Here is a 19339-nt window from a genome sequence, read left to right on the forward strand (position 1 = left end):
GCCGATGAAGCCGATGTCGAGAGAGCCGCCGTTGAGGGCCTCGATCTCGGACGGGCCGGCGTTGAAGGCCTGCGGCTTGATCGCGGTGTCGCCCAACTCCTTCTGGATCAGGCCCTCCTGAAGACCGACCAGAGCGGTCGCGTGCGTCAGGTTCGGGAAGTACCCGATCCGCACCTCGGAAGCCGACAGCTTCTCGCCACCGGTCTCGGCGACGCTGGCCTTCTTGTCCTCGGCCTTGTCGGCCTGGGACCCGTAGCCGCAGGAGGCGAGAGCGCCGATCAGCAGCGGCAGGGTCGCGGCGACTGCGCCGCGGCGGAGAAGGGTGTTGCGGGTGTTACCGGTGGCAGGCACGGGAGGACTTCCTCTCGTGACGTCGTCATCTCATGACGCACGTCTTCGTTCGTGGAGCAAGGGCGGGTACGGCTCGTGGGGGGTGTGGGCGCGCATGCGGTGCACGTACGTCATCGCGCACATCGCGCCACCCCTCCCTGACCGCTGCCGAGGGCGCCGCTGCCCACGCGGCCGCCCTCCTTCGCGAAGGTGGAGTAGAGATCGGCGAGCATGATCTAGAAGTCCCAGCCTTCTTCGTCCGCCTGCACGGTCGTCTCGGCCTTGGAGGCGAAGGACTCGCCCGCCATGCCCGCGGCGAGGGTGGTGCCGTCGGCCGGGTCGATCAGCAGGAAGGACCCGGTGCGGCGCGAGTCGGCGTACGCGTCGAGCGCGAGCGGCTCGGCCGTACGGACGACCACGCGGCCGATGTCGTTGGCCACCAGCTGCCCGGGGTTCGGGTGCTGGGACAGGTCGTCCAGGGTCAGCCGCGAGGGGATCTCCTTGACGATCGCCTTGACCGTGCGCGTCGTGTGCTTGATCAGCACCCGGGCGCCGACGGCCAGGGGCTGGTCGGCCACGTGGCAGACCGTCGCCTCGACGTCCTGCGTGGTGGCCGGGGCGTTCGCGGACGGCGCGATCAGGTCGCCGCGCGAGATGTCGATGTCGTCCGCGAGGCGCAGCGTCACCGACTGGGGTGCCCAGGCGATGTCGACGCTCTCGCCGAGCGCGTCGATGCCGACGATCGTGCTCGTACGGCCCGACGGCAGCACCGTGACGGCCTCGCCGACGCGCAGCACGCCGGATGCGATCTGGCCCGCGTAGCCGCGGTAGTCGGGGTGCTCGGCGGACTGCGGACGGATCACGTACTGCACCGGGAAACGCGCCGGGCAGGCGGTGAGGTCGTGGCTGACGGGCACGGTCTCCAGGTGCTCCAGCACCGTCGGGCCGCCGTACCAGTCCATGTTCGCGGACGGGTCCACCACGTTGTCCCCGGCCAGGGCCGAGATCGGGATCGCGGTGATCTCCGGGACGCCCAGGTCGGAGGCGTACGCGGTGAACTCCTCCGCGATCTTCGCGAAGACCGACTCCTCGTAGCCCACCAGGTCCATCTTGTTGACGGCCAGGACCACGTGCGGGACGCGCAGCAGCGCGGCGACGGCCGCGTGCCGGCGGGTCTGCTCGATCACTCCGTTGCGGGCGTCGACCAGGACCACGGCCAGGTCGGCGGTGGAGGCGCCGGTGACCATGTTCCGGGTGTACTGCACGTGCCCCGGGGTGTCCGCGAGGATGAACCGGCGGCGCGCGGTGGCGAAGTAGCGGTACGCGACGTCGATGGTGATGCCCTGCTCACGCTCGGCCCGCAGACCGTCGGTGAGCAGTGCGAGGTCGGGGGCCTCCTGGCCACGGGCCTGGGACACCGCCTCGACGGCCTCCATCTGGTCCGTCAGGACCGACTTGGAGTCGTGCAGCAGCCGGCCCACCAGGGTGGACTTGCCGTCGTCGACGGAACCGGCGGTCGCGAAGCGCAGCAGGGTGGTCGCCGCGAGGTCGTCCAGGCCGGCGACCTGATCGGTGGTGCTGGTCATTTCTAGAAGTACCCTTCGCGCTTGCGGTCTTCCATCGCGGCCTCGGACATCTTGTCGTCGGCGCGGGTGGCACCCCGCTCGGTGAGGCGGGAGACGGCGATCTCGGCGATCACTGCGTCCAGCGTGGCGGCGTCGGAGTCGACGGCGCCGGTGCAGGACATGTCACCGACGGTGCGGTAGCGGATGAGACGCGTCTCGGGCGTCTCGTCCTCCTTCGGGCCGCCCCACTCGCCGGCGGTCAGCCACATGCCGTTGCGCAGGAAGACCTCGCGCTCGTGGGCGAAGTAGATCTCCGGCAGCTCGATGCCCTCGCGGGCGATGTACTGCCAGACGTCCAGCTCGGTCCAGTTCGAGAGCGGGAAGACGCGCACGTGCTCGCCGGGCGCGTGGCGGCCGTTGTAGAGCTGCCACAGCTCGGGGCGCTGGCGGCGCGGGTCCCACTGGGAGAACTCGTCGCGCAGGGAGAAGACGCGCTCCTTGGCGCGGGCCTTCTCCTCGTCGCGGCGGCCGCCGCCGAAGACGGCGTCGAACTTCAGCTGCTGGATCGCCTCGGTCAGCGGGACGGTCTGCAGCGGGTTGCGGGTGCCGTCCGGGCGCTCGCGCAGCTTGCCCGCGTCGATGTAGTCCTGGACGGACGCCACGTGCAGGCGCAGCCCGTGCTTCTCGACCGTGCGGTCGCGGTACTCCAGCACCTCGGGGAAGTTGTGGCCCGTGTCGACGTGCAGCAGCGTGAACGGGACCGGCGCCGGCGCGAACGCCTTCAGCGCCAGGTGCAGCATGACGATGGAGTCCTTGCCGCCGGAGAAAAGGATCACCGGCTTCTCGAACTCGCCCGCCACCTCGCGGAAGATGTGCACGGCCTCGGACTCGAGGGCGTCGAGGTGCGACAGCGCGTAGGGCGCGTCCGTCTCGTCGTGGACGTGTGCGACGGTCGTCGTCATGCCAGACCCCTCTCGGTGAGCAGCGCGTACAGGGCCGAAGCCGACTCCTGGACGGTCTGCGTGTGCGACTCGATACGGAGGTCCGGGGACTCCGGCGCCTCGTACGGGTCGTCGACCCCGGTCAGACCGGAGATCTCGCCCGCCGCCTGCTTGGCGTACAGGCCCTTCACGTCACGCTCGGAGCACACCTCGACCGGGGTGGCCACGTGCACTTCGAGGTAGTTCGTCTCGGCGGCCGCGTGGCGCCCCCGGACGGCGTCACGGCTGTCCGCGAACGGCGCGATCACCGGGACCAGCGCCTTGACGCCGTTGCTCGCGAGGAGCTCGGCGACGAAGCCGATCCGCTGCACGTTGGTGTGCCGGTCCTCGCGGCTGAAGCCCAGGCCGGCGGAGAGGAACTCGCGGATCTCGTCCCCGTCGAGCACCTCCACGCGGTGGCCGTCGGCGCGCAGCCGCTCGGCCAGCGCGTAGGCGATGGTGGTCTTGCCCGCGCTCGGCAGCCCGGTCAGCCACACGGTGGCGCCCTGGTCGCTCACGCTCATCTGCTCTGTCTCCGTAAGTTCTTCGCTGGTCGTCATCAGCCGTGCAGTCCGCACTCGGTCTTGCCGCGTCCGGCCCAACGGCCGGCCCGCGCGTCCTCGCCCTCCGCCACGCGGCGGGTGCAGGGGGCGCAACCGACGGAGGCGTAACCGTCCATCAGCAGCGGGTTGGTGAGTACGCCGTGCTCGGCGACGTACGCGTCCACGTCGTCCTGGGTCCAGCGGGCGATGGGCGAGATCTTGACCTTCTGCCGCTTCTCGTCCCAGCCGACGACCGGGGTGTTCGCCCGGGTCGGGGACTCGTCGCGGCGCAGGCCCGTCGCCCATGCGTCGTACGCGGTCAGGCCCTCTTCCAGCGGCTTGACCTTGCGCAGCGCGCAGCACAGGTCGGGGTCGCGGTCGTGCAGCTTCGGGCCGTACTCCGCGTCCTGCTCGGCCACCGTCTGGCGCGGGGTGAGCGTGATGACGTTGACGTCCATCACGGCCTCGACCGCGTCACGGGTGCCGATGGTCTCCTCGAAGTGGTAGCCGGTGTCGAGGAAGACCACGTCCACGCCGGGGAAGGCGCGGGACGCGAGGTGGGCGACGACCGCGTCCTCCATGGAGGAGGTCACGGCGAACTTCTTGCCGAAGGTCTCGGCCGCCCAGGTGAGGATCTCCAGCGCGGAGGCGTCCTCCAGGTCCCGGCCCGCCTGCTCGGCCAGCGCCTTGAGTTCCGCGGCCGTGAGACCGGCGTCTTGAGTGGTGGTCATATCTCGTCCCCTCCAGCGGTGTTCGACTGAACGCCCCGGGCCAGCAGCCCGAGGTACTTCAGCTGGAAGGCTCGGTTGCAGGCCCTGCATTCCCAGGCGCCATGGCCGGTTTCGTTCGGAAACAGGTCCTCGTCGCCGCAGTACGGGCAGTAGAACGGTGCGGCGCGCTCGCTCACGAGAGGTCCTCGTCCTTGGCGCGACCCACCCAGGCCGCGAAGCGCTCGCCGTCCTCACGCTGCTCCTCGAAGCGCGTGACGACCCGCTCGACGTAGTCCGGCAGACCGGCCGAGGTGACCTTGAGGCCACGGACCTTGCGGCCGAAACCGGCCTCCAGGCCGAGGGCGCCGCCCAGGTGGACCTGGTAGCCCTCCACCTGGTTGCCGTCGTCGTCCAGGACCAGCTGGCCCTTGAGACCGATGTCCGCCACCTGGATACGGGCGCAGGCGTTCGGGCAGCCGTTGATGTTGATGGTGAGCGGCTCGGCGAACTCCGGCAGGCGGCGCTCCAGCTCGTCGATCAGCGAGGCGCCGCGCGCCTTGGTCTCGACGATGGCCAGCTTGCAGAACTCGATGCCGGTGCAGGCCATCGTGCCGCGACGGAACGGGGACGGCTTGACCCGCAGGTCCAGCGCCTCCAGGGCCGCGACCACCGAGTCGACCTGGTCGGCCTCGATGTCGAGGACGATCATCTTCTGCTCGGCGGTGGTGCGCAGCCGGCCGGAACCGTGCTGCTCGGCGACATCCGCGATCTTGGTCAGGGTGGCGCCGTCGACGCGGCCGACACGGGGTGCGAAGCCGACGTAGAACTTGCCGTCCTGCTGCTGGTGCACGCCGACGTGGTCGCGCCACTGGCCGCTGGGCTGCTCGGGCGCGGGGCCGTCGGTCAGCTTGCGCTTCAGGTACTCGTCCTCCAGGACCTGGCGGAACTTGGCCGGGCCCCAGTCGGCGACGAGGAACTTCAGGCGGGCGCGGGTGCGCAGCCGGCGGTAGCCGTAGTCGCGGAAGATCGAGATGACGCCCTCGTACACGTCCGGGACCTCGTCGAGCGAGACCCAGGTGCCCAGGCGGACGCCCAGCTTGGGGTTGGTGGAGAGACCGCCGCCGACCCAGACGTCGAAGCCGGGGCCGTGCTCGGGGTGGTTCACGCCCACGAACGCGATGTCGTTGATCTCGTGCGCCACGTCGAGCAGCGGCGAGCCGGAGATCGCGGACTTGAACTTGCGGGGCAGGTTCGAGAAGTCCGGGTTGCCGACGATGCGGCGGTAGATCTCGTCGATGGCGGGGGTGCCGTCGATGATCTCGTCCTGGGCGATGCCGGCCACGGGCGAACCGAGGATGACGCGGGGCGTGTCACCGCAGGCCTCGGTGGTGGACAGGCCGACGGCCTCCAGGCGGCGCCAGATCTCCGGGACGTCCTCGATCCGGATCCAGTGGTACTGCACGTTCTGGCGGTCGGTGAGGTCGGCGGTGCCGCGCGCGAACTCCTCGGAGATCTCGCCGATGACGCGGAGCTGCTCGGTGGTCAGCCGGCCGCCGTCGATGCGGACGCGCAGCATGAAGTACTTGTCGTCCAGCTCCTCCGGCTCCAGGATCGCGGTCTTGCCGCCGTCGATCCCGGGCTTGCGCTGGGTGTAGAGGCCCCACCAGCGCATACGGCCGCGGAGGTCGTTGGGGTCGATCGAGTCGAAGCCCGTCTTGGAGTAGATGTTCTCGATGCGCGTCCGCACATTGAGACCGTCGTCGTCCTTTTTGAACTGCTCGTTGCCGTTGAGGGGCGTGTGGTGTCCGACGGCCCACTGACCCTCGCCGCGGTGACGGCCGGTCTTGCGGCGCGCGGCGGCTGCGGGAGCTGCGGCTGCGGGCGTTTCGGGGGTGGCGGCCATGGCGGTACGTCCTTCTTCGGCGGCTCGGGGCGGAGGGCAGGCAGAACAGGGGGCGGTGGTGGCGTGGCCCCCGGCACAAGCACTGACGACGCTGAGCGGGTGCGGCTGATCGCCGCGCCTTCGCCGGGGTTGCCGGCGGACAGGGCGGGGCGGAATTCGGCCTTCAGGGGGCTGCGGTGATCGACACTTCCACGGCGACGATGCCGGGATTGTGGCGATGTGCGGCGGTTGCTGGTTCCGTCAGCACGCCGGACAGATGGCGCTGGACATGCGGCCGAGGTCGACGTGCCGCCGACTCACCAAGGCAATTCCAGCTCCATTCATGGCGGAAGCGTGTCATGTGCCGATTGGAGGAGTCCACTACTGTCCATCATCCGGACGAAGTCGTCCCGGATGATGGGATGGCGTGATCGGGGTCACCCCCCGACCCCCCGCGCCTCAAACGCCGGCGGGGCTGAAAACTGCCCTGCGGGCAGCGGACGGCATCAGCCAAGATCCAGCCTCGCCGGCGATTGAGGCGCGGGGTCCGGGGGCGGAGCCCCGGGAACGGGGTCTTGGGGCAGAGCCCCAAGTTTAGGGAAGGGGCGGGGTGGGGGAGGCCCCGCGCAGCGGCCGCACCCCCGAGGGCGGAGACGTGCCCGGTCAGGGACCGGGGCGGGCGGCTTCCCCGGAGGGGGTAGGCACCAGGTCGGGGGCGCCGGGGCGGGCGGCTCCGCTGGAGGGGGCAGGGGCCCGGCTAGGGGCCCGGGGCCGGGCGGCTCACCCCCCGGGGACGGGTTACGCGCCCGGCCAGGGGCCAGGGGTCGGGGTGGCTTCCTTCTCGGAGGTTTCCGTCTTGAAGACCTTGAAGCCGCGGCGCTGGTAGTTGTCCATCGCCGTCGGGCCGTCCTGGCTGCACGTGTGCACCCAGACCCGACGGGTCGGGGTCCGCTCCGGCCAGCGTTCCGCGAGGGACCAGGCCCGGGCCACGCCCACCGTCAGCAGGTGTCCACCGATCCGGCGGCCCCGGAAGTCCGGGAGCAGGCCGAAGTACATGATCTCCACCACACCGTCGTCCTGCGGGTCGAGCTCCACGTACCCCGCCGGCGTGCCGCGGTCGTACGCCACCCACGTCTCCACCCCCGGACGCCCGAGCTGCTCCACCCATTGCGCGCGGGTCAGGGACAGCCGGTCCGTCCAGTGGATGTCGCCGCCCACCGAGGCGTACAGGAAGCGGCTGAACTCCGGGGACGGGACCTCCGCCCGCGAGATGGTGATCTCGGGACCCGGGACGGTCGCCGGGACCAGATCGTCCGGCGCGTTCATTTCGAGGGACCACGTGGTGAGTGTGATGGTGCTCATGCACCTCAGGGAATCACGGCCGGTCCCCTCCGCCCCAGCCGGGCCCGGATCACCGAGGGGGCCGTGGAGTGCGGGAGCAGCGTCGCGGGATCCTGCGGACGGATCAGCTCCACCTCCACGTCCTGCGCGAAGCGGTACGGCCGGTGGGCCAGCACGCCCGCGAGGTGGCGGCGTACGCGGGACATCTCCGCCCGGACCGTCACCGTGCGGGTCGGATCCCCGAACAGCTCCGTCGACAGATCCGCCGCCGAGCGGCCCCGCGGGCTCTCCGCCAGCAGGAACAGCAGCTCCGCGTGGCGCGGGCTGAGCTCCTGCGCCCAGCTTCCGGCGGCCCCGTAGACCGTCGCCGAGCAGGCTCCCGCCCGGCTGAGGTCGAGGACGACCCGGGTCACGGCCGTGCTCGTACGGTCCTGCGCGATCCGCAGCAGCCAGCCGCCCGGCAGCGGCTCCACCGCGCAGTCGCCGAGCTGCGGCACCCACGCCCGGCCCGGCCCGAAACCCTTCGGCAGCGGGATCCGCTCGGTGGGCACCAGGCCCGTGACGGCGGCCGTCCAGCCGTTCTGGTCCACCGCGAGCGCCCGTCCCGGCAGCCGGGCCAGCAGCGGGGCCGCGACCGCCCGCAGCCGCTCCAGCGACTCCAGGTGCCTGATCCGCAGCTCCCGCTCGGCGAGCCTGGCCACCGAGCTCACCCACGACAGCGTCGCCGGGTGCATGGTGGCCAGCGGCCCGCTGACGTCGACCACGCCCAGCAGGCGACCGTCGCGCGGGTCGCGTACGGGCGCGCCCGCGCAGGTCCAGTCGTGGTGGCTGGAGACGAAGTGTTCCGCCGAGAACACCTGGACGGGCCGCCGGGCCACGAGCGCCGTGCCCACCCCGTTGGTCCCGACCACGGCCTCGTCCCAGTCGGCCCCGACCGCGAAGCCGAGCCGGTCCGCCTTGCGCAGGATGGAGGAGTGGCCCTCCCGCCACAGCAGCCGCCCGTCGGCGTCGGCGACGACCATGATGTGCAGGGCCTCGTCCAGGGCGGGCAGCAGCCCCTCCCGGAGCACCGGCAGGATCTCCCGCAGCGGCGAGACGTGCCGCCGCTCCTCGGTCTCGGCGGCCGAGAGCATCCGCGAGCGCGCGTCCCGGTCCGGATGCACCCCGCCGGCCATCATCCGGCGCCAGGACTCGGCGATCTCCGGTCTGGGCGCGGCGGGTGGTCGGGCCCCGGCCAGCGCCGCCTCCCGTACGCCCTTGAGCAGACGCGCGGCCTCCCGCGCGTCCATGGCCGAGATGCGTGCCGCGTCGACCGCGCTGCCTGTGGTACTGGCCACCGGAACCTCCCCGTCGAACAGGACGTACTGAGCGAGCCGCCCGGATGGTCCTCCGGTGCCGTTTCCCCCGACACCCGAAGGGCGACTGTCGACTCAAAGGTTGCAACGTCATGCAACTCTCGCCAAGTCCCGGTCGGTCGACCGAAACTGTCCGGACGCCGCCAGACGGCGTGACAGCTCCTCCTCGGGGCTCATCGGCTCAGAGGTGGTGCCGAGTCGGCGCGGCGCCACCTCTGTTCCGGTCAACGGGCTCGGATCCCGGCTCGGAGCGGTTTGGGGACCGTACGAGGAGCCCGGCGGCTCCCTTCCTAGCCCGCGATCCGCGCCCGTTCCACGATCGTGCCGAGGTCGAGGCTGTGCGGCAGCGTGCCGAAGGCCGCGCCCCAGTCGCCGCCCAGCCGCGAGGCGCAGAACGCGTCCGCCACCTCGGGCGGAGCCCACCGCAGCAGCAGCGAGCCCTGGAGCACGAGCGCCATGCGCTCCACCACCCGGCGGGCCCGCGCCTCGATGCCCTCCAGGTCGGCGAGCTCCGTCAGCAGGTCCTTGATGGCCGAATCCAGCCGGTGGTCCGCGCCCCGGGCGAGGCCGACCTCCTGGAGGAAGGCGCCGAGGGCCTGAGGCTCGCGCTGGAGCGCGCGGAGCACGTCGAGGGCCTGGACGTTGCCCGAGCCCTCCCAGATGGAGTTCAGCGGGGATTCGCGCAGCAGTCTGGGCAGGCCGGACTCCTCGACGTACCCGTTGCCGCCCAGACACTCCAGGGCCTCCGCGACCATCGGCGTACAGCGCTTGGTCACCCAGTACTTCGCGACGGGCACCGCGAGGCGCAGGAAGGCCTTCTCCTGCTCGGTGCCGGCGTCGTAGGCGGCCGCGAGCCGCAGGGTCAGGGTGGTGGCCGCCTCCGACTCCAGGGCGAGGTCGGCGAGCACGTTGCGCATCAGCGGCTGCTTGATGAGCGGCGCTCCGAAAGCGGAGCGGTGCTCTGAATGGTGAACGGCCTGCGTCAGGGCCTGCCGCATCAGCGAGGCCGAGCCGATCACACAGTCCAACCGGGTCGCAGCGACCATCTCGATGATGGTCCGCACGCCGCGGCCCTCCTCGCCCACCCGCCGCGCCCAGGTCCCGTCGAACTCCACCTCGCTCGACGCGTTCGACTTGTTGCCCAGCTTGTCCTTCAGCCGCTGGATCGCGAAGACGTTGCGCGTACCGTCCGGCAGCACCCGCGGCACCAGGAAGCAGGTCAGCCCCCCGGGCGCCTGCGCCAGCACCAGGAACCCGTCGCACATCGGGGCCGAGCAGAACCACTTGTGGCCGGTCAGCAGGTACTCGCCCGACGCGTCGAGCGGCGTCGCCGTCGTCGTGTTCGCCCGTACGTCGCTGCCGCCCTGCTTCTCCGTCATCCCCATGCCGAAGAGCACGCCGCCCTTCTCGGCGGCCGGCCGCAGCCCCTCCTCGTACACGTGCGAGGTCAGCCGAGGCTCCCATTCGGCGGCCAACTCCGGGTCGGTCCGCAGCGCCGGCACGGCGGCGTGCGTCATCGAGATCGGGCAGCCGTGTCCCGCCTCGGCCTGCGACCACACGAAGAACCCTGCGGCGCGGCGCAGATGCCCGGCCGGGCGCCCCCAGGCGTCGGTCAGCCCGGAGGTCACGGCCTTCCCGAGCAGCCGATGCCAGGCCGGGTGGAACTCCACCTCGTCGATCCGGTTCCCGTACCGGTCGTGCGTGCGGAGCTTCGGCGGATTCTCGTTCGCCTGCGCACCCCACTCCTGGGCTTGCGCCGAACCGGCGGACAGCCCGAGCGTGGTGAGCTCCTGCCGCACCTCGCCGAGGAGTTCGGGCGCCGCGGAGGCGAGGTGGCGCTCGACGCCCTCGGTGAGCGCCCGGTCGCCTCCGTAGACGTCGTGGCCCACGAGGGGCGGGGCCTGATTGGTGACTGTGTGGGTGGTGGCTGCCATGCGGATACCGTAAGGACGTGCAGCCAGCAAAAGAAACACCCGAGCGGATCCCGGGACGCCCTGGACGGCTCCACCGGGCCCGTGCCCTGTACCGCAACGTGTCGAAGCGGAAAATGGGCTGGCTGCTGCTGAAGGACACCGTCAACTCGTGCATCGAGTACCGGATCCTCGGGCTCGCGGCCGAGGCGGCGTTCTTCACGCTGCTCTCGCTGCCCCCGCTCTTCCTCGGCCTGCTGGGCCTGCTCGGCTACGTGGACGGCTGGACGAACACCCAGTCGGTGCAGAGCATCGAGGAGAACATCCTGGGCGCGGTCGGCACCGTCCTCTCCGACCGGGGCGTCAACGACATCGCGAAACCGATGCTGGACGACGTCACCGGGCGCGGCCGCCCGGACCTGATCTCGCTCGGCTTCGCCTTCGCCCTGTGGTCGGGCTCGCGCGCCGTCAACGTCTTCATCGACACCATCACCGTGATGTACGGCCTCGACGGCCAGCGCGGCATCGTCAAGACCCGGCTGCTGGCCTTCCTGCTGTACATCATCGCGCTGCTGATCGGCGCGATCGTGCTGCCGCTGATGGTGGTGGGGCCGGACGCGGTGGTGCGGCTGGTGCCCTGGGGCACGAACGTGATCGCGATCCTCTACTGGCCGACCGTCACCCTGCTGTCCATCGTCTTCCTGACGACCCTCTACCACGTGTCGGTGCCGGTGCGCTCGCCGTGGATCGAGGACGTGCCGGGCGCGCTGGTGGCCCTGGCGATGTGGGTGCTGGGCTCCTTCCTGCTGCGGATCTACCTCACGAACACGGTGGAGGGCCCCACGATCTATGGTTCGCTGGCCGCCCCGGTGGCCATCCTCCTCTGGATCGGCATCTCGGCCTTCGCTGTGCTGGTGGGCGCGGCCGTGAACGCCGCCATCGACAGGGTCTGGCCGTCGGTGGCCACGGCGGCGGCCCGCGAGGCGAACGAGCGCGCGCGGGAGGCCGAGGCCGCCCAGCTGATCGCGCGGGCGGCCGCCTGGCGGGCCCTGGCCGAGGGCGAGTCGGAGGACGACGAGGACAGCGCGATGCCGTCGGAGTTCCCGGAGCGGTGGTCGAAGTTCCTGCCGCCGGAGGACTACTCGTCGCGCCTGCGCAAGCACTGACCCCCGGCGCCCGGGCTCAGTCCTTGGACCAGACGATGAGCCGGCCGCTCACCGTCGGGGTGTACTCGTTGCTGACCTCCTCGATGAGGGCCATGGCGACCGAGCCCTGGTTGGTGACGGAGCACACGGCGGCGCCCTTCACCAGACCGCGTTCCTTCGCCGCGGAGCCACCCAGCTGAACGGGCCCGAAACCGGTTCCCGCCGCGGCCCGGCAGTTCTCGAACGTCTGGGGCTGCCCCGCGCGCAGCACTCCCACCTGGCGGCCCGTGGCCGACAGCAGCTCCATGTAGCCGGGCGCGTCGCCGTTGGTGCTGCACCCCAAGGACTTCGGCCGGTACTCCAGCTCGGTGGTGGCGGTCTGCTCCGCGGACCCGCCGTCCCCGGCCTGTTTCACCTTCACGGACGTGGACACGCCCGCGTCGAGATCGACGAGCAGGGTCTCGCCGCAGACCGGAGGCGCGACACCCCACCTGCCCTGGTGCGGCTGGTAGCCCGCCGGCGCCGACAGGTCCGGGCCGGTTGCCGATGCGCTCGGGGACGCCGAGGACGGACTGGCCAAGGGGGCGACGGAGCGCCCGGAGGCCGACCGTGACGGCGAGGCGGACGGCTCGGGCGAGGCGGAGCCGTTCGTCGCCGGAGCCGTGGCGCCCCTGGCGGGCGGCGGCGACGTGTCGTTCTTCTCCGAGGTGGCGAACACCGTCGCCACCGTGCCCACCACCGGGATCACGATCCCGATCACCCACCACGCCCAGCGCGGCGGGTGGCCGGACGGCGCGGCCTGCGGCACGGGACCCAAGGGCGCCACCGGCCCCATGGGCGCCACGTACGGCGGCTCCGCCGGCCTCGGTGGAATCCTCCCCGGATCCGGCTGCCCAAGTGTGTCCGTCACTTCTCAACTCCCCCTGGTGTCAACGGATGTGGTGACCCTACCGCCATCGATCTTGGGGGGACCCGCCGAGCCGTCAGGTCTGCGTGCACCGCGTCCACCTCGGCGGGGGAGTCGCACAGGAAGGCCGGCCCGGCGCGGCCGTCGCCGGAGGAGCGGGTCCAGGACGGGTCGAAGGAGCGGATGGCCTCCTGTGTGTCCCACGCGATCCGCAGCCCGCCGGGGAGGGCGGCTCCACGTGGGGCTGCCCGTCGGCGTCGGCGGGGATCTCCAGGGAGCCATGGGGCCGGGCCGGCCACCGGACGCGTCGCCGTCCCGGCCGCATCGGACACCGTCCGAACCCGGTACCCGCACGGGGATTGACGGATCGTCAGTCCCGGGCGCAACTTATATCGGGAAGCCGATATAAGCGCCTGGAGGTCCCGTGTCGCAGCCCCCGTCCCACCTCCGCACGCCGCAGGCGCAGCCGGACCCGCCCCGCCCGTCGGAGCGGGCGAACGGGGCGCGGGCGACCCGGGCGCACCCGGACGGGATGCCCCGGGGCGGGATGACCGCGGACGGACAGGAGCCGACACCCCCGGCCCCCCGGCCGAAGCGGGCCGTTGCCCCACCGGGCCCGCCGCAGGCGCCCCCACGGCGGGCACAAGCGCAGCGGAAGTCGCAGACCAGGGGGCGGCTCATCGACGCCGCCGCCGAGCTCTTCGCCCGCAAGGGCTTCCACGCCGTGTCGGCCGAGGCCGTCGCCGAGGCCGCCGGGCGGACCACCGGGGCGCTTTACAGCCACTTCGGAGGCAAGGAGGGCCTGCTGCTCGCCCTGCTGGAGGTCTGGAAGGAGCGCACCGCCGAGGAGCTCGCCGCCGAGATCGCGGCCAGTGCGGACCCGGCGGATCCCGCCACGCACTTCGAGGCCATGTGGGGCAGCCTCACCCGCCCGCACCCCGACCACGGGAACTCCTGGCTGCTCCTGGAGGCGGAGCTGTGGCTGCACGGCGCCCGCGGCCCGCTCATCGGTACGCAACTCGCCCAGCGCTACGCCGAGATCCGCGCCCAGCTCGGCGAGGGCCTCGCCGACTGGGCCGAAGCCACCGGCACGCCCCTGCCCCGTCCGCCGGAGGAGACCGGCGCCCTCGTACTGGGCCTCCTCCTCGGCCTCGCGATGCAGCACCGCCTCGACCCCCACGGCATCCCCGACGCCCTCGTCGTGGAAGCCCTCGGAGCCCTCCTGAAGTCGTCCTCGAAGGGAAGCGGATCATGATCCCCACCGGCGAAGTGGACCTGCTCGAAGACACCTGGGCCCGCGGGGTCCCGCACGAGCAGTTCACCAGGCTGCGCCGGGAGGACCCCGTGCACTGGCACGAGATCCCCGGCCCCCACGAGGGCTTCTACGCCGTCACCCGGCACGCCGACGTCAAGGCGATCAGCCGAGACCCCGAACTGTGGTCCACCGAACTCGGCTCCTTCATGGTCCGCGACCAGAGCCCCGAGTCCCTGGAGTCCCTGCGCCTGGTCCTCCTCGGCATGGACGCCCCGCGCCACTCCCGCTACCGCGCCCTGGTCAGCGCGGGCTTCACGCCCCGGACGGTACGCCGGCTCGCCGCCCGGATCGGGCAGCGCGCGGTGTCCCTCGTGGAGGAGGCGGTCACTCCCGGCCGGGACATGGACTTCGTCTCCGAGGTGGCGGCCTGGCTGCCGATCCAGACGATCTGCGAGATGGTCGGCGTACCGCCCGGCGACGAGCGGCTGATCTTCGACTGGAGCAACCGGATGGCCGGCGGCCAGGATCCGGAGCTCTCGGCGGGCCGCCACGACAGCGACCTCGCGGCCGCCGAGATCTACGCCTACTGCGACGCCCTGGCCGCCGACCGGCGCGCCCACCCGCGCGAGGACATCCTGTCGACCCTGGTCCACGCAGAGGTGGACGGGGACCGGCTCACCCAGCACGAGATCAACATGTTCTTCGTGCTGCTCTGCGTCGCGGGCAACGAGACCACGCGCAACCTGCTCTCCGCCACCGTGCTGGCCCTGGCCGAACACCCCGCCGCCCGCGCGGAACTCGCCGCGTCCCCGAAGGACGAGGCACTGTGGAACTCCGCCACCGAGGAGTTCCTCCGGTGGGGCGGCTCGATCCACAACTTCCGGCGCACCGCCACCCGCGACACCGTGCTGCGCGGCCGTCCGATCGCCGCGGGCCAGAAGGTGGTCACGTACTACACCTCCGCCAACCGCGACGAGGAGGTCTTCGACGCCCCCTTCACCTTCGACGTCCGCCGCACCCCGAACGATCACCTCGCCTTCGGCGGCGGCGGCCCCCACTTCTGCCTCGGCGCGGGCCTGGCCCGTACGCAGATCAAGGCGCTGATCCGCGAACTGCTGCTACGGCACGCCGACTTCGAGCTCGCCGGTGAAGTCCGCCGACTGCGCTCGGACTTCATCAACGGCATCAAGTACCTACCGGTCCGCTTCGGTTAGCGCCTGGCGGCCACGGCGGCGCACGCGATCGCCAACGGCAGTTCCGCTCCCACCGCCAGCAGCAGCGCCATCCCCTGTTCGGCGGTTCCGGCCGAGGTGGTCACGTCGAACCAGGCGTCCATCAGCAGCAGCGCGGCCGTCGCGGCGGCCACCGGGGAGACCCGGGGGTCCCGTTTGCGGAGCAGCATCCCGGTCCCGGTCAGTCCGGCGGCCAGCATCAGGTCCAGGCCGATCCACGCGGTGGACCAGTTGGAGACCTCGGTGGTGTGCGGCACGGTCTTCGCCAGCACCAGCATCCACGGCAGCAGTGCCAACCCGGCTCCCGTGAACACCGTGGAGAGCCGGGGCGCGCGCCGGGTGCCGAAGGGCCGGCGGGTGCCGAGCTGCCGGGTGCCGAGCTGCCGGGTGCGGAACTGCGGGGCGACGAGGGCCATGGCGGCGGGTCTCCTTCCGGCCCGGCGGTCCGTCCCCCGGGCACACCACCAGCCTCGTCCGCCGGGCCGCCGCGATCAGTAGCTCCACCGTCCGAACCGGGGGTGGTGCCAGGTACACCCCCGCCCGGGCACCAACGTGATGGCAGGCCTCCGACCAGGGCGATTACCGTACGAGCATGGCACTTCGCGGCGCGCTGAGGCGTACGTACACCTGGACCACGGCGCACGCACCGTGGTCGGCGTGGGCCAGGCGCAACATCGCCTTCGCGGCGGCCGCGATCCCGGCGGCGCTGCCCGCCCTCCTCGGCCTGGCCCACGCCGTCGTACCGCCCGGCACCAGCCCCGTCGGACTGTTCCTGCTGTTCGCGCTCGGTCCGCTGCTCACCACCCTGCAGCGCAGCCGCTGCTGGTCCCTGCTCGGTCTCGACATACCGCGTGTCGTGCGCCAGGAGCGCTGGTGGAGCCCGCGCGGGATGCTCGAACGGGTGCGCTCCGAGGCGACCTGGCGCCAGTACGGCTACCACCTCGTCGTCAGCCCGCTCGCCGCCGCGGCCGGGGCGCTGGTGGTGCTCTCCGGGGCCGTCGGCGCCGCCGGCGCCACCGTGTACGCGTGGGACTGGGCACTGCCGGGCTCCGACTGGAACCTCGACCTCGACCTGATCACCACCGGCGGCGCCCTCCTCCTGCTCTCCACGCCCTGGCTCGCCGCACTCTCCACCCGCCTCGACGCCTTCGCGGCGACCGCCCTCCTCGGCCCCAACCGGTCCCGGGAGTTGGAGCGCCGCGTCGAGGACCTCGCCGAGAGCCGGGCCGGCGTCCTGGACGCGGCCGACCTCGAACGCCGCCGCATCGAAAGGGACTTGCACGACGGAGCCCAGCAACGCCTCGTCGCGCTCGCCATGAACCTCGGCATCGCCCGCGCCACCCTGACCGACCTGCCGCCGGAGGCCAGGGCCGTCATCGACGAGGCCCACCGTGAGGCGAAGGAGGCCATCGAGGAGCTCAACAGCCTGGTACGGGGCCTGCATCCGGCCGTACTGGAGGACCGCGGGCTCGACGCGGCGCTGTCCGGGATCGCCGCCCGGGCCCCGTTCCCCGTCGAGTTGGCCGTGGACATCGCGACCCGGCCGGGCCCCACCGTGGAAGCCGTCGCCTACTTCGTGGTGTCCGAGGCCCTGGCCAACGTCGCCAAGCACGCCCGGGCCGAGCGCTGTTCGGTACGGGTGGAACGCATACAAGGCCAAGGCCGCATCGGGGAGCTGCTGCGCATCACCGTCACCGACGACGGCGTCGGCGGAGCCGATCCCTCACGCGGCACCGGCCTGGTCGGCCTGCGCAAGCGCGTAGGGTCGGTCGACGGAACCATCATGATCACCAGCCCCCTCGGGGGCCCGACCGACATCACCGTGGAGCTGCCGTGCGGGCTGTGATCGCCGAGGACTCCGTCCTGCTGCGCGTAGGACTCGTGAAGGTCCTCGAAATGGCCGGATTCGAGGTGGCCGCCGAGACCGGCGACGCGGAGGGGCTGCTCGCCGCCGTCGAGGAACACCGTCCCCAACTCGCCCTCGTCGACGTACGAATGCCGCCCGGTTTCACCGACGAGGGCGTACGAGCTGCCCTGATGATCCGCCAACAGCACGCCGACACGGCGGTACTGCTGCTCTCCCAGTACGTGGAGGAGCGCTACGCCGCCGATCTGCTGGCCACCCGCAGCGGCGCCGGCATCGGCTACCTGCTCAAGCAACGGGTCGCCGACGTCGAGGAGTTCGTCGACGCGCTGCGCCGCGTCGCCGCCGGCGGCACCGCGCTCGACCCCCAGGTCGTCGCCCAGCTCCTGCTGCGCCGCGGCGGGCCCGGACCCCCTGGAGCGGCTCACCCCGCGCGAGCGGGAGGTCCTCGCGCTGATGGCGGAGGGGCGCTCCAACGCGGGCATCGCCGCCGAACTCGTCGTCAGCGAAAGCGCGGTGGCCAAACACATCAACAGCATCTTCGCCAAACTCGACCTGCCCCCGACCGACGGCGACCACCGCCGGGTCCTCGCGGTCCTGCGCTTCCTGGACGGCACGCCGTGAGGGGCCCCGACGCGCCGCGGCCCGAACGGCCGCGCCGCCGGCACCGCCGCGCCTGGGCCCTCGCCGCGCTGCTCGGCGCGCTCCTCGTCCTGACGCCGGTCGCCTGGCAGGCGTGGTCGTACCGGGCCCAGCAGAGTCGGGTCCTACAGGGCGGCAGCGACGGACGCCGAGTGAGCGCGCTGGAGATCGTGAGTGGCGACGCGCATGTCACCGTCGCCCCCCGTGGGGACCAACAGGTCGGCTACCGTGCCGAGGTCAGCTGGTCACTGAAGGCGCCCACCATCGAGGAGAGCTGGCTCGGCGACACCCTGCGGCTGACCTCGCACTGCCCGGGCGAGGGCTTCTGGATCGGCACCGGGGCCGGCTGCTCGGTCCAACTGGGGATCACCGTCCCCGCCGACATCCCGGTGAAGGTGACGGCCGGCTCCGGCCGGGTGTCCCTCAGCAGCCTCGGCGGCACCGTGGACGCGGAGATCGACTCCGGCCGCCTGGACATCACCGGACTCCGCGGCGCCCTGCGCGCGAAGGTCGGCTCCGGTCGCCTGCACGGCGCCGACCTCACCTCCCCCCAGGCCGACATCCGGGTCGGCTCCGGCCGCGCCGTGGCATCCTTCACCGCCCCGCCGGACCAGGTGACGGGGAAGGTCGACTCCGGCCGCCTCGCCCTCACCGTGCCCGTGGCCACCACCTTCCGCGTCACCTGCGAGGTCGGCGTGGGCCGCTGCGAGGTCCCGGACCCCCTCCGCGAAGGCTCCTCCCCGCGCACCCTCGACCTACGGGCCGGCTCCGGCCGCGCGGCAGCCTCGTACGGGCCGTGACCCCGGCTCAGGGCGCAGAGGGCGGCAGGTGCCGGTAGACGGTGGCCCGGGAGACGCCGAGGGCGGTGGCGATCAGGCCGGCGCTGCTGCCGGCGGCGTGCATGCGGCGGGCGGTTTCGATCATGGCCGTGCTCATCGCGGCGGGGCGGCCGCGGCGGCCCCGGGCGGGTGGCGGGGGCTCGGCCGTCGGCTCCGCCGTGCCGTCCAGGAGCCGGTGTACGCCGTCCAGTACGGCCGCGCGCAGGGCGGCGACCGGGGCGTCGGCGAACAGCACCACCGGGTCGGACAGCATCGCGACGGCCTGCGCCGCCCGCACTCGCCCCGCGAGATCCGGATCGGCCCCGGCCACCAGCGCGTTGGCCCGCAGCATGGCGTCCCGGAAGCGGGCGAAGGCCGGCCCGGGGGTGGCCAGGGCCACGTCCTGGAGGTTCAGCCGGATCAGGTAGCGGTGCTCCAGCCAGACGTCGAGCATCCCCTCGATGGCCGCCCAGCGGGCCCGGCCCGGCCCGGCGGCCGCGGCGTTGGCCATCGCCGCCGCCAGGTCGTTCAGCATCGGCTCCACGAGCGCGCCCAGAATGTCGGCCTTGCCGGGGAAGTGGTAGAGGACCGCCGCCTTGCTGACGCCGACCCGCTCCGCGATCTCCCGCAGCGAGGTCTCGTGGAAACCGCGGACCCCGAACAGCTCCATGGACGCGCGCAGGATCCGCTCGCGAGTGGCCGGTGCCGTCTCAGGCGGTGCCGTCTCAGGCGGTGCCGTCTCAAAAAGGGCCGTCTCGTAATTCGTCTCGGAATTGCTGCTCTCGGACTGATTCACGCGATGGAGCCTATCTCCTTGCCTGACTTGCGGGCAGATGCCTACAGTCTGAACTGACCGTTGGT

18 protein-coding genes and 2 pseudogenes are annotated in these 19339 nt (G+C 72.2%); 6 read left to right on the forward strand and 14 right to left on the reverse strand.

Translation table 11 applies throughout. The features are described 5' to 3' along the window. The 11 genes and pseudogenes from ACFV9H_RS34520 to ACFV9H_RS34570 form a co-directional block, all read right to left on the reverse strand. Positions 1–351: pseudogene (locus ACFV9H_RS34520) on the reverse strand (sulfate ABC transporter substrate-binding protein); the annotation flags it as partial. Between the two features lie 215 nt (positions 352–566). Further along, positions 567–1916 (reverse strand): sulfate adenylyltransferase subunit 1, encoded by a 1350-nt coding sequence (locus tag ACFV9H_RS34525; protein ID WP_385406305.1) that lies wholly within the window; start codon positions 1914–1916, stop codon positions 567–569. A gap of 2 nt (positions 1917–1918) precedes the next feature. Next, the gene (gene cysD / locus ACFV9H_RS34530; RefSeq protein ID WP_385406308.1) at positions 1919–2857 is read right to left on the reverse strand and encodes a sulfate adenylyltransferase subunit CysD; all 939 of its coding nucleotides are present in this window, start codon (positions 2855–2857) and stop codon (positions 1919–1921) included. Continuing rightward, on the reverse strand, positions 2854–3399 hold the full coding sequence (gene cysC / locus ACFV9H_RS34535; RefSeq protein ID WP_385406311.1) for an adenylyl-sulfate kinase: 546 nt from the start codon (positions 3397–3399) through the stop codon (positions 2854–2856). The genes cysD and cysC overlap by 4 nt, the downstream gene beginning before the upstream one ends. A 35-nt stretch (positions 3400–3434) precedes the next feature. Beyond that, positions 3435–4148 carry a phosphoadenylyl-sulfate reductase gene (locus ACFV9H_RS34540; RefSeq protein WP_385406314.1) on the reverse strand — a complete coding sequence of 238 codons (714 nt, stop codon included), beginning with the start codon at positions 4146–4148 and terminating at the stop codon, positions 3435–3437. Continuing rightward, on the reverse strand, positions 4145–4324 hold the full coding sequence (locus ACFV9H_RS34545; protein ID WP_053785636.1) for a hypothetical protein: 180 nt from the start codon (positions 4322–4324) through the stop codon (positions 4145–4147). The genes ACFV9H_RS34540 and ACFV9H_RS34545 overlap by 4 nt, the downstream gene beginning before the upstream one ends. Continuing rightward, positions 4321–6030, reverse strand: a complete 1710-nt coding sequence (locus ACFV9H_RS34550; protein ID WP_385406318.1) for a nitrite/sulfite reductase — start codon at positions 6028–6030, stop codon at positions 4321–4323. Before ACFV9H_RS34550 ends, ACFV9H_RS34545 begins: the two co-directional genes overlap by 4 nt. 240 nt (positions 6031–6270) lie before the next feature. Next, entirely contained in the window at positions 6271–6354 is an 84-nt protein-coding gene (locus tag ACFV9H_RS34555) for a putative leader peptide (RefSeq protein WP_310942095.1), read from the reverse strand. Positions 6355–6807: 453 nt separating this feature from the next. Next, the gene (locus ACFV9H_RS34560; protein ID WP_385406321.1) at positions 6808–7371 is read right to left on the reverse strand and encodes a GNAT family N-acetyltransferase; all 564 of its coding nucleotides are present in this window, start codon (positions 7369–7371) and stop codon (positions 6808–6810) included. Between the two features lie 5 nt (positions 7372–7376). Continuing rightward, on the reverse strand, positions 7377–8639 hold the full coding sequence (locus ACFV9H_RS34565) for a GAF domain-containing protein (protein WP_385406381.1): 1263 nt from the start codon (positions 8637–8639) through the stop codon (positions 7377–7379). Positions 8640–8995: 356 nt separating this feature from the next. After that, entirely contained in the window at positions 8996–10639 is a 1644-nt protein-coding gene (locus ACFV9H_RS34570; RefSeq protein WP_385406324.1) for an acyl-CoA dehydrogenase family protein, read from the reverse strand. Positions 10640–10656: 17 nt separating this feature from the next. Between ACFV9H_RS34570 and ACFV9H_RS34575 the strand changes: the two genes are divergently transcribed. Then, positions 10657–11781, forward strand: a complete 1125-nt coding sequence (locus ACFV9H_RS34575) for a YihY/virulence factor BrkB family protein (protein WP_385406327.1) — start codon at positions 10657–10659, stop codon at positions 11779–11781. Positions 11782–11797: 16 nt separating this feature from the next. Here ACFV9H_RS34575 and ACFV9H_RS34580 read toward each other — a convergent pair whose 3' ends face one another. Beyond that, a complete protein-coding gene (locus tag ACFV9H_RS34580) occupies positions 11798–12670 on the reverse strand; it encodes a hypothetical protein (RefSeq protein WP_385406330.1) in 873 nt (290 codons plus the stop codon). A gap of 421 nt (positions 12671–13091) precedes the next feature. Between ACFV9H_RS34580 and ACFV9H_RS34585 the strand changes: the two genes are divergently transcribed. Next, the gene (locus ACFV9H_RS34585) at positions 13092–13922 is read left to right on the forward strand and encodes a TetR/AcrR family transcriptional regulator (RefSeq protein ID WP_385406333.1); all 831 of its coding nucleotides are present in this window, start codon (positions 13092–13094) and stop codon (positions 13920–13922) included. Further along, positions 13919–15136, forward strand: a complete 1218-nt coding sequence (locus tag ACFV9H_RS34590) for a cytochrome P450 (protein WP_385406336.1) — start codon at positions 13919–13921, stop codon at positions 15134–15136. The genes ACFV9H_RS34585 and ACFV9H_RS34590 overlap by 4 nt, the downstream gene beginning before the upstream one ends. Here the strand turns inward: ACFV9H_RS34590 and ACFV9H_RS34595 are convergent. Further along, positions 15133–15570: a hypothetical protein gene (locus ACFV9H_RS34595; RefSeq protein ID WP_385406339.1), complete on the reverse strand. Its 438-nt coding sequence runs from the start codon at positions 15568–15570 to the stop codon at positions 15133–15135. The two genes, ACFV9H_RS34590 and ACFV9H_RS34595, sit on opposite strands and share 4 nt — an antisense overlap. A gap of 176 nt (positions 15571–15746) precedes the next feature. Between ACFV9H_RS34595 and ACFV9H_RS34600 the strand changes: the two genes are divergently transcribed. The 3 genes and pseudogenes from ACFV9H_RS34600 (at position 15747) to ACFV9H_RS34610 (ending at position 18460) form a co-directional block, all read left to right on the forward strand. Further along, positions 15747–17000 carry a histidine kinase gene (locus ACFV9H_RS34600; RefSeq protein WP_385406342.1) on the forward strand — a complete coding sequence of 418 codons (1254 nt, stop codon included), beginning with the start codon at positions 15747–15749 and terminating at the stop codon, positions 16998–17000. After that, positions 16988–17642, forward strand: a pseudogene (locus ACFV9H_RS34605) (response regulator). The gene ACFV9H_RS34600 and the pseudogene ACFV9H_RS34605 overlap by 13 nt, the downstream one beginning before the upstream one ends. Beyond that, positions 17639–18460 (forward strand): hypothetical protein, encoded by an 822-nt coding sequence (locus ACFV9H_RS34610; RefSeq protein WP_385406345.1) that lies wholly within the window; start codon positions 17639–17641, stop codon positions 18458–18460. The pseudogene ACFV9H_RS34605 and the gene ACFV9H_RS34610 overlap by 4 nt, the downstream one beginning before the upstream one ends. Before the next feature lie 7 nt (positions 18461–18467). Here ACFV9H_RS34610 and ACFV9H_RS34615 read toward each other — a convergent pair whose 3' ends face one another. Continuing rightward, positions 18468–19274: a TetR family transcriptional regulator gene (locus ACFV9H_RS34615; protein WP_385406348.1), complete on the reverse strand. Its 807-nt coding sequence runs from the start codon at positions 19272–19274 to the stop codon at positions 18468–18470. Between the last annotated feature and the right edge of the window lie 65 nt (positions 19275–19339).

The organism is Streptomyces sp. NPDC059874, assembly GCF_042731135.1.
Classification (GTDB): domain Bacteria; phylum Actinomycetota; class Actinomycetes; order Streptomycetales; family Streptomycetaceae; genus Streptomyces.

What these genes read in the sequence shown, in the direction of transcription:
- ACFV9H_RS34525 (WP_385406305.1), bottom strand. Translation starts at nt 1,916, where the DNA reads ATGACCAGCACCACCGATCAGGTCGCCGGCCTGGACGACCTCGCGGCG.
- cysD (WP_385406308.1), bottom strand. Translation starts at nt 2,857, where the DNA reads ATGACGACGACCGTCGCACACGTCCACGACGAGACGGACGCGCCCTAC.
- cysC (WP_385406311.1), bottom strand. Translation starts at nt 3,399, where the DNA reads ATGAGCGTGAGCGACCAGGGCGCCACCGTGTGGCTGACCGGGCTGCCG.
- ACFV9H_RS34540 (WP_385406314.1), bottom strand. Translation starts at nt 4,148, where the DNA reads ATGACCACCACTCAAGACGCCGGTCTCACGGCCGCGGAACTCAAGGCG.
- ACFV9H_RS34550 (WP_385406318.1), bottom strand. Translation starts at nt 6,030, where the DNA reads ATGGCCGCCACCCCCGAAACGCCCGCAGCCGCAGCTCCCGCAGCCGCC.
- ACFV9H_RS34555 (WP_310942095.1), bottom strand. Translation starts at nt 6,354, where the DNA reads ATGAATGGAGCTGGAATTGCCTTGGTGAGTCGGCGGCACGTCGACCTC.
- ACFV9H_RS34560 (WP_385406321.1), bottom strand. Translation starts at nt 7,371, where the DNA reads ATGAGCACCATCACACTCACCACGTGGTCCCTCGAAATGAACGCGCCG.
- ACFV9H_RS34565 (WP_385406381.1), bottom strand. Translation starts at nt 8,639, where the DNA reads ATGGACGCGCGGGAGGCCGCGCGTCTGCTCAAGGGCGTACGGGAGGCG.
- ACFV9H_RS34570 (WP_385406324.1), bottom strand. Translation starts at nt 10,639, where the DNA reads ATGGCAGCCACCACCCACACAGTCACCAATCAGGCCCCGCCCCTCGTG.
- ACFV9H_RS34590 (WP_385406336.1), top strand. Translation starts at nt 13,919, where the DNA reads ATGATCCCCACCGGCGAAGTGGACCTGCTCGAAGACACCTGGGCCCGC.
- ACFV9H_RS34595 (WP_385406339.1), bottom strand. Translation starts at nt 15,570, where the DNA reads ATGGCCCTCGTCGCCCCGCAGTTCCGCACCCGGCAGCTCGGCACCCGG.
- ACFV9H_RS34600 (WP_385406342.1), top strand. Translation starts at nt 15,747, where the DNA reads ATGGCACTTCGCGGCGCGCTGAGGCGTACGTACACCTGGACCACGGCG.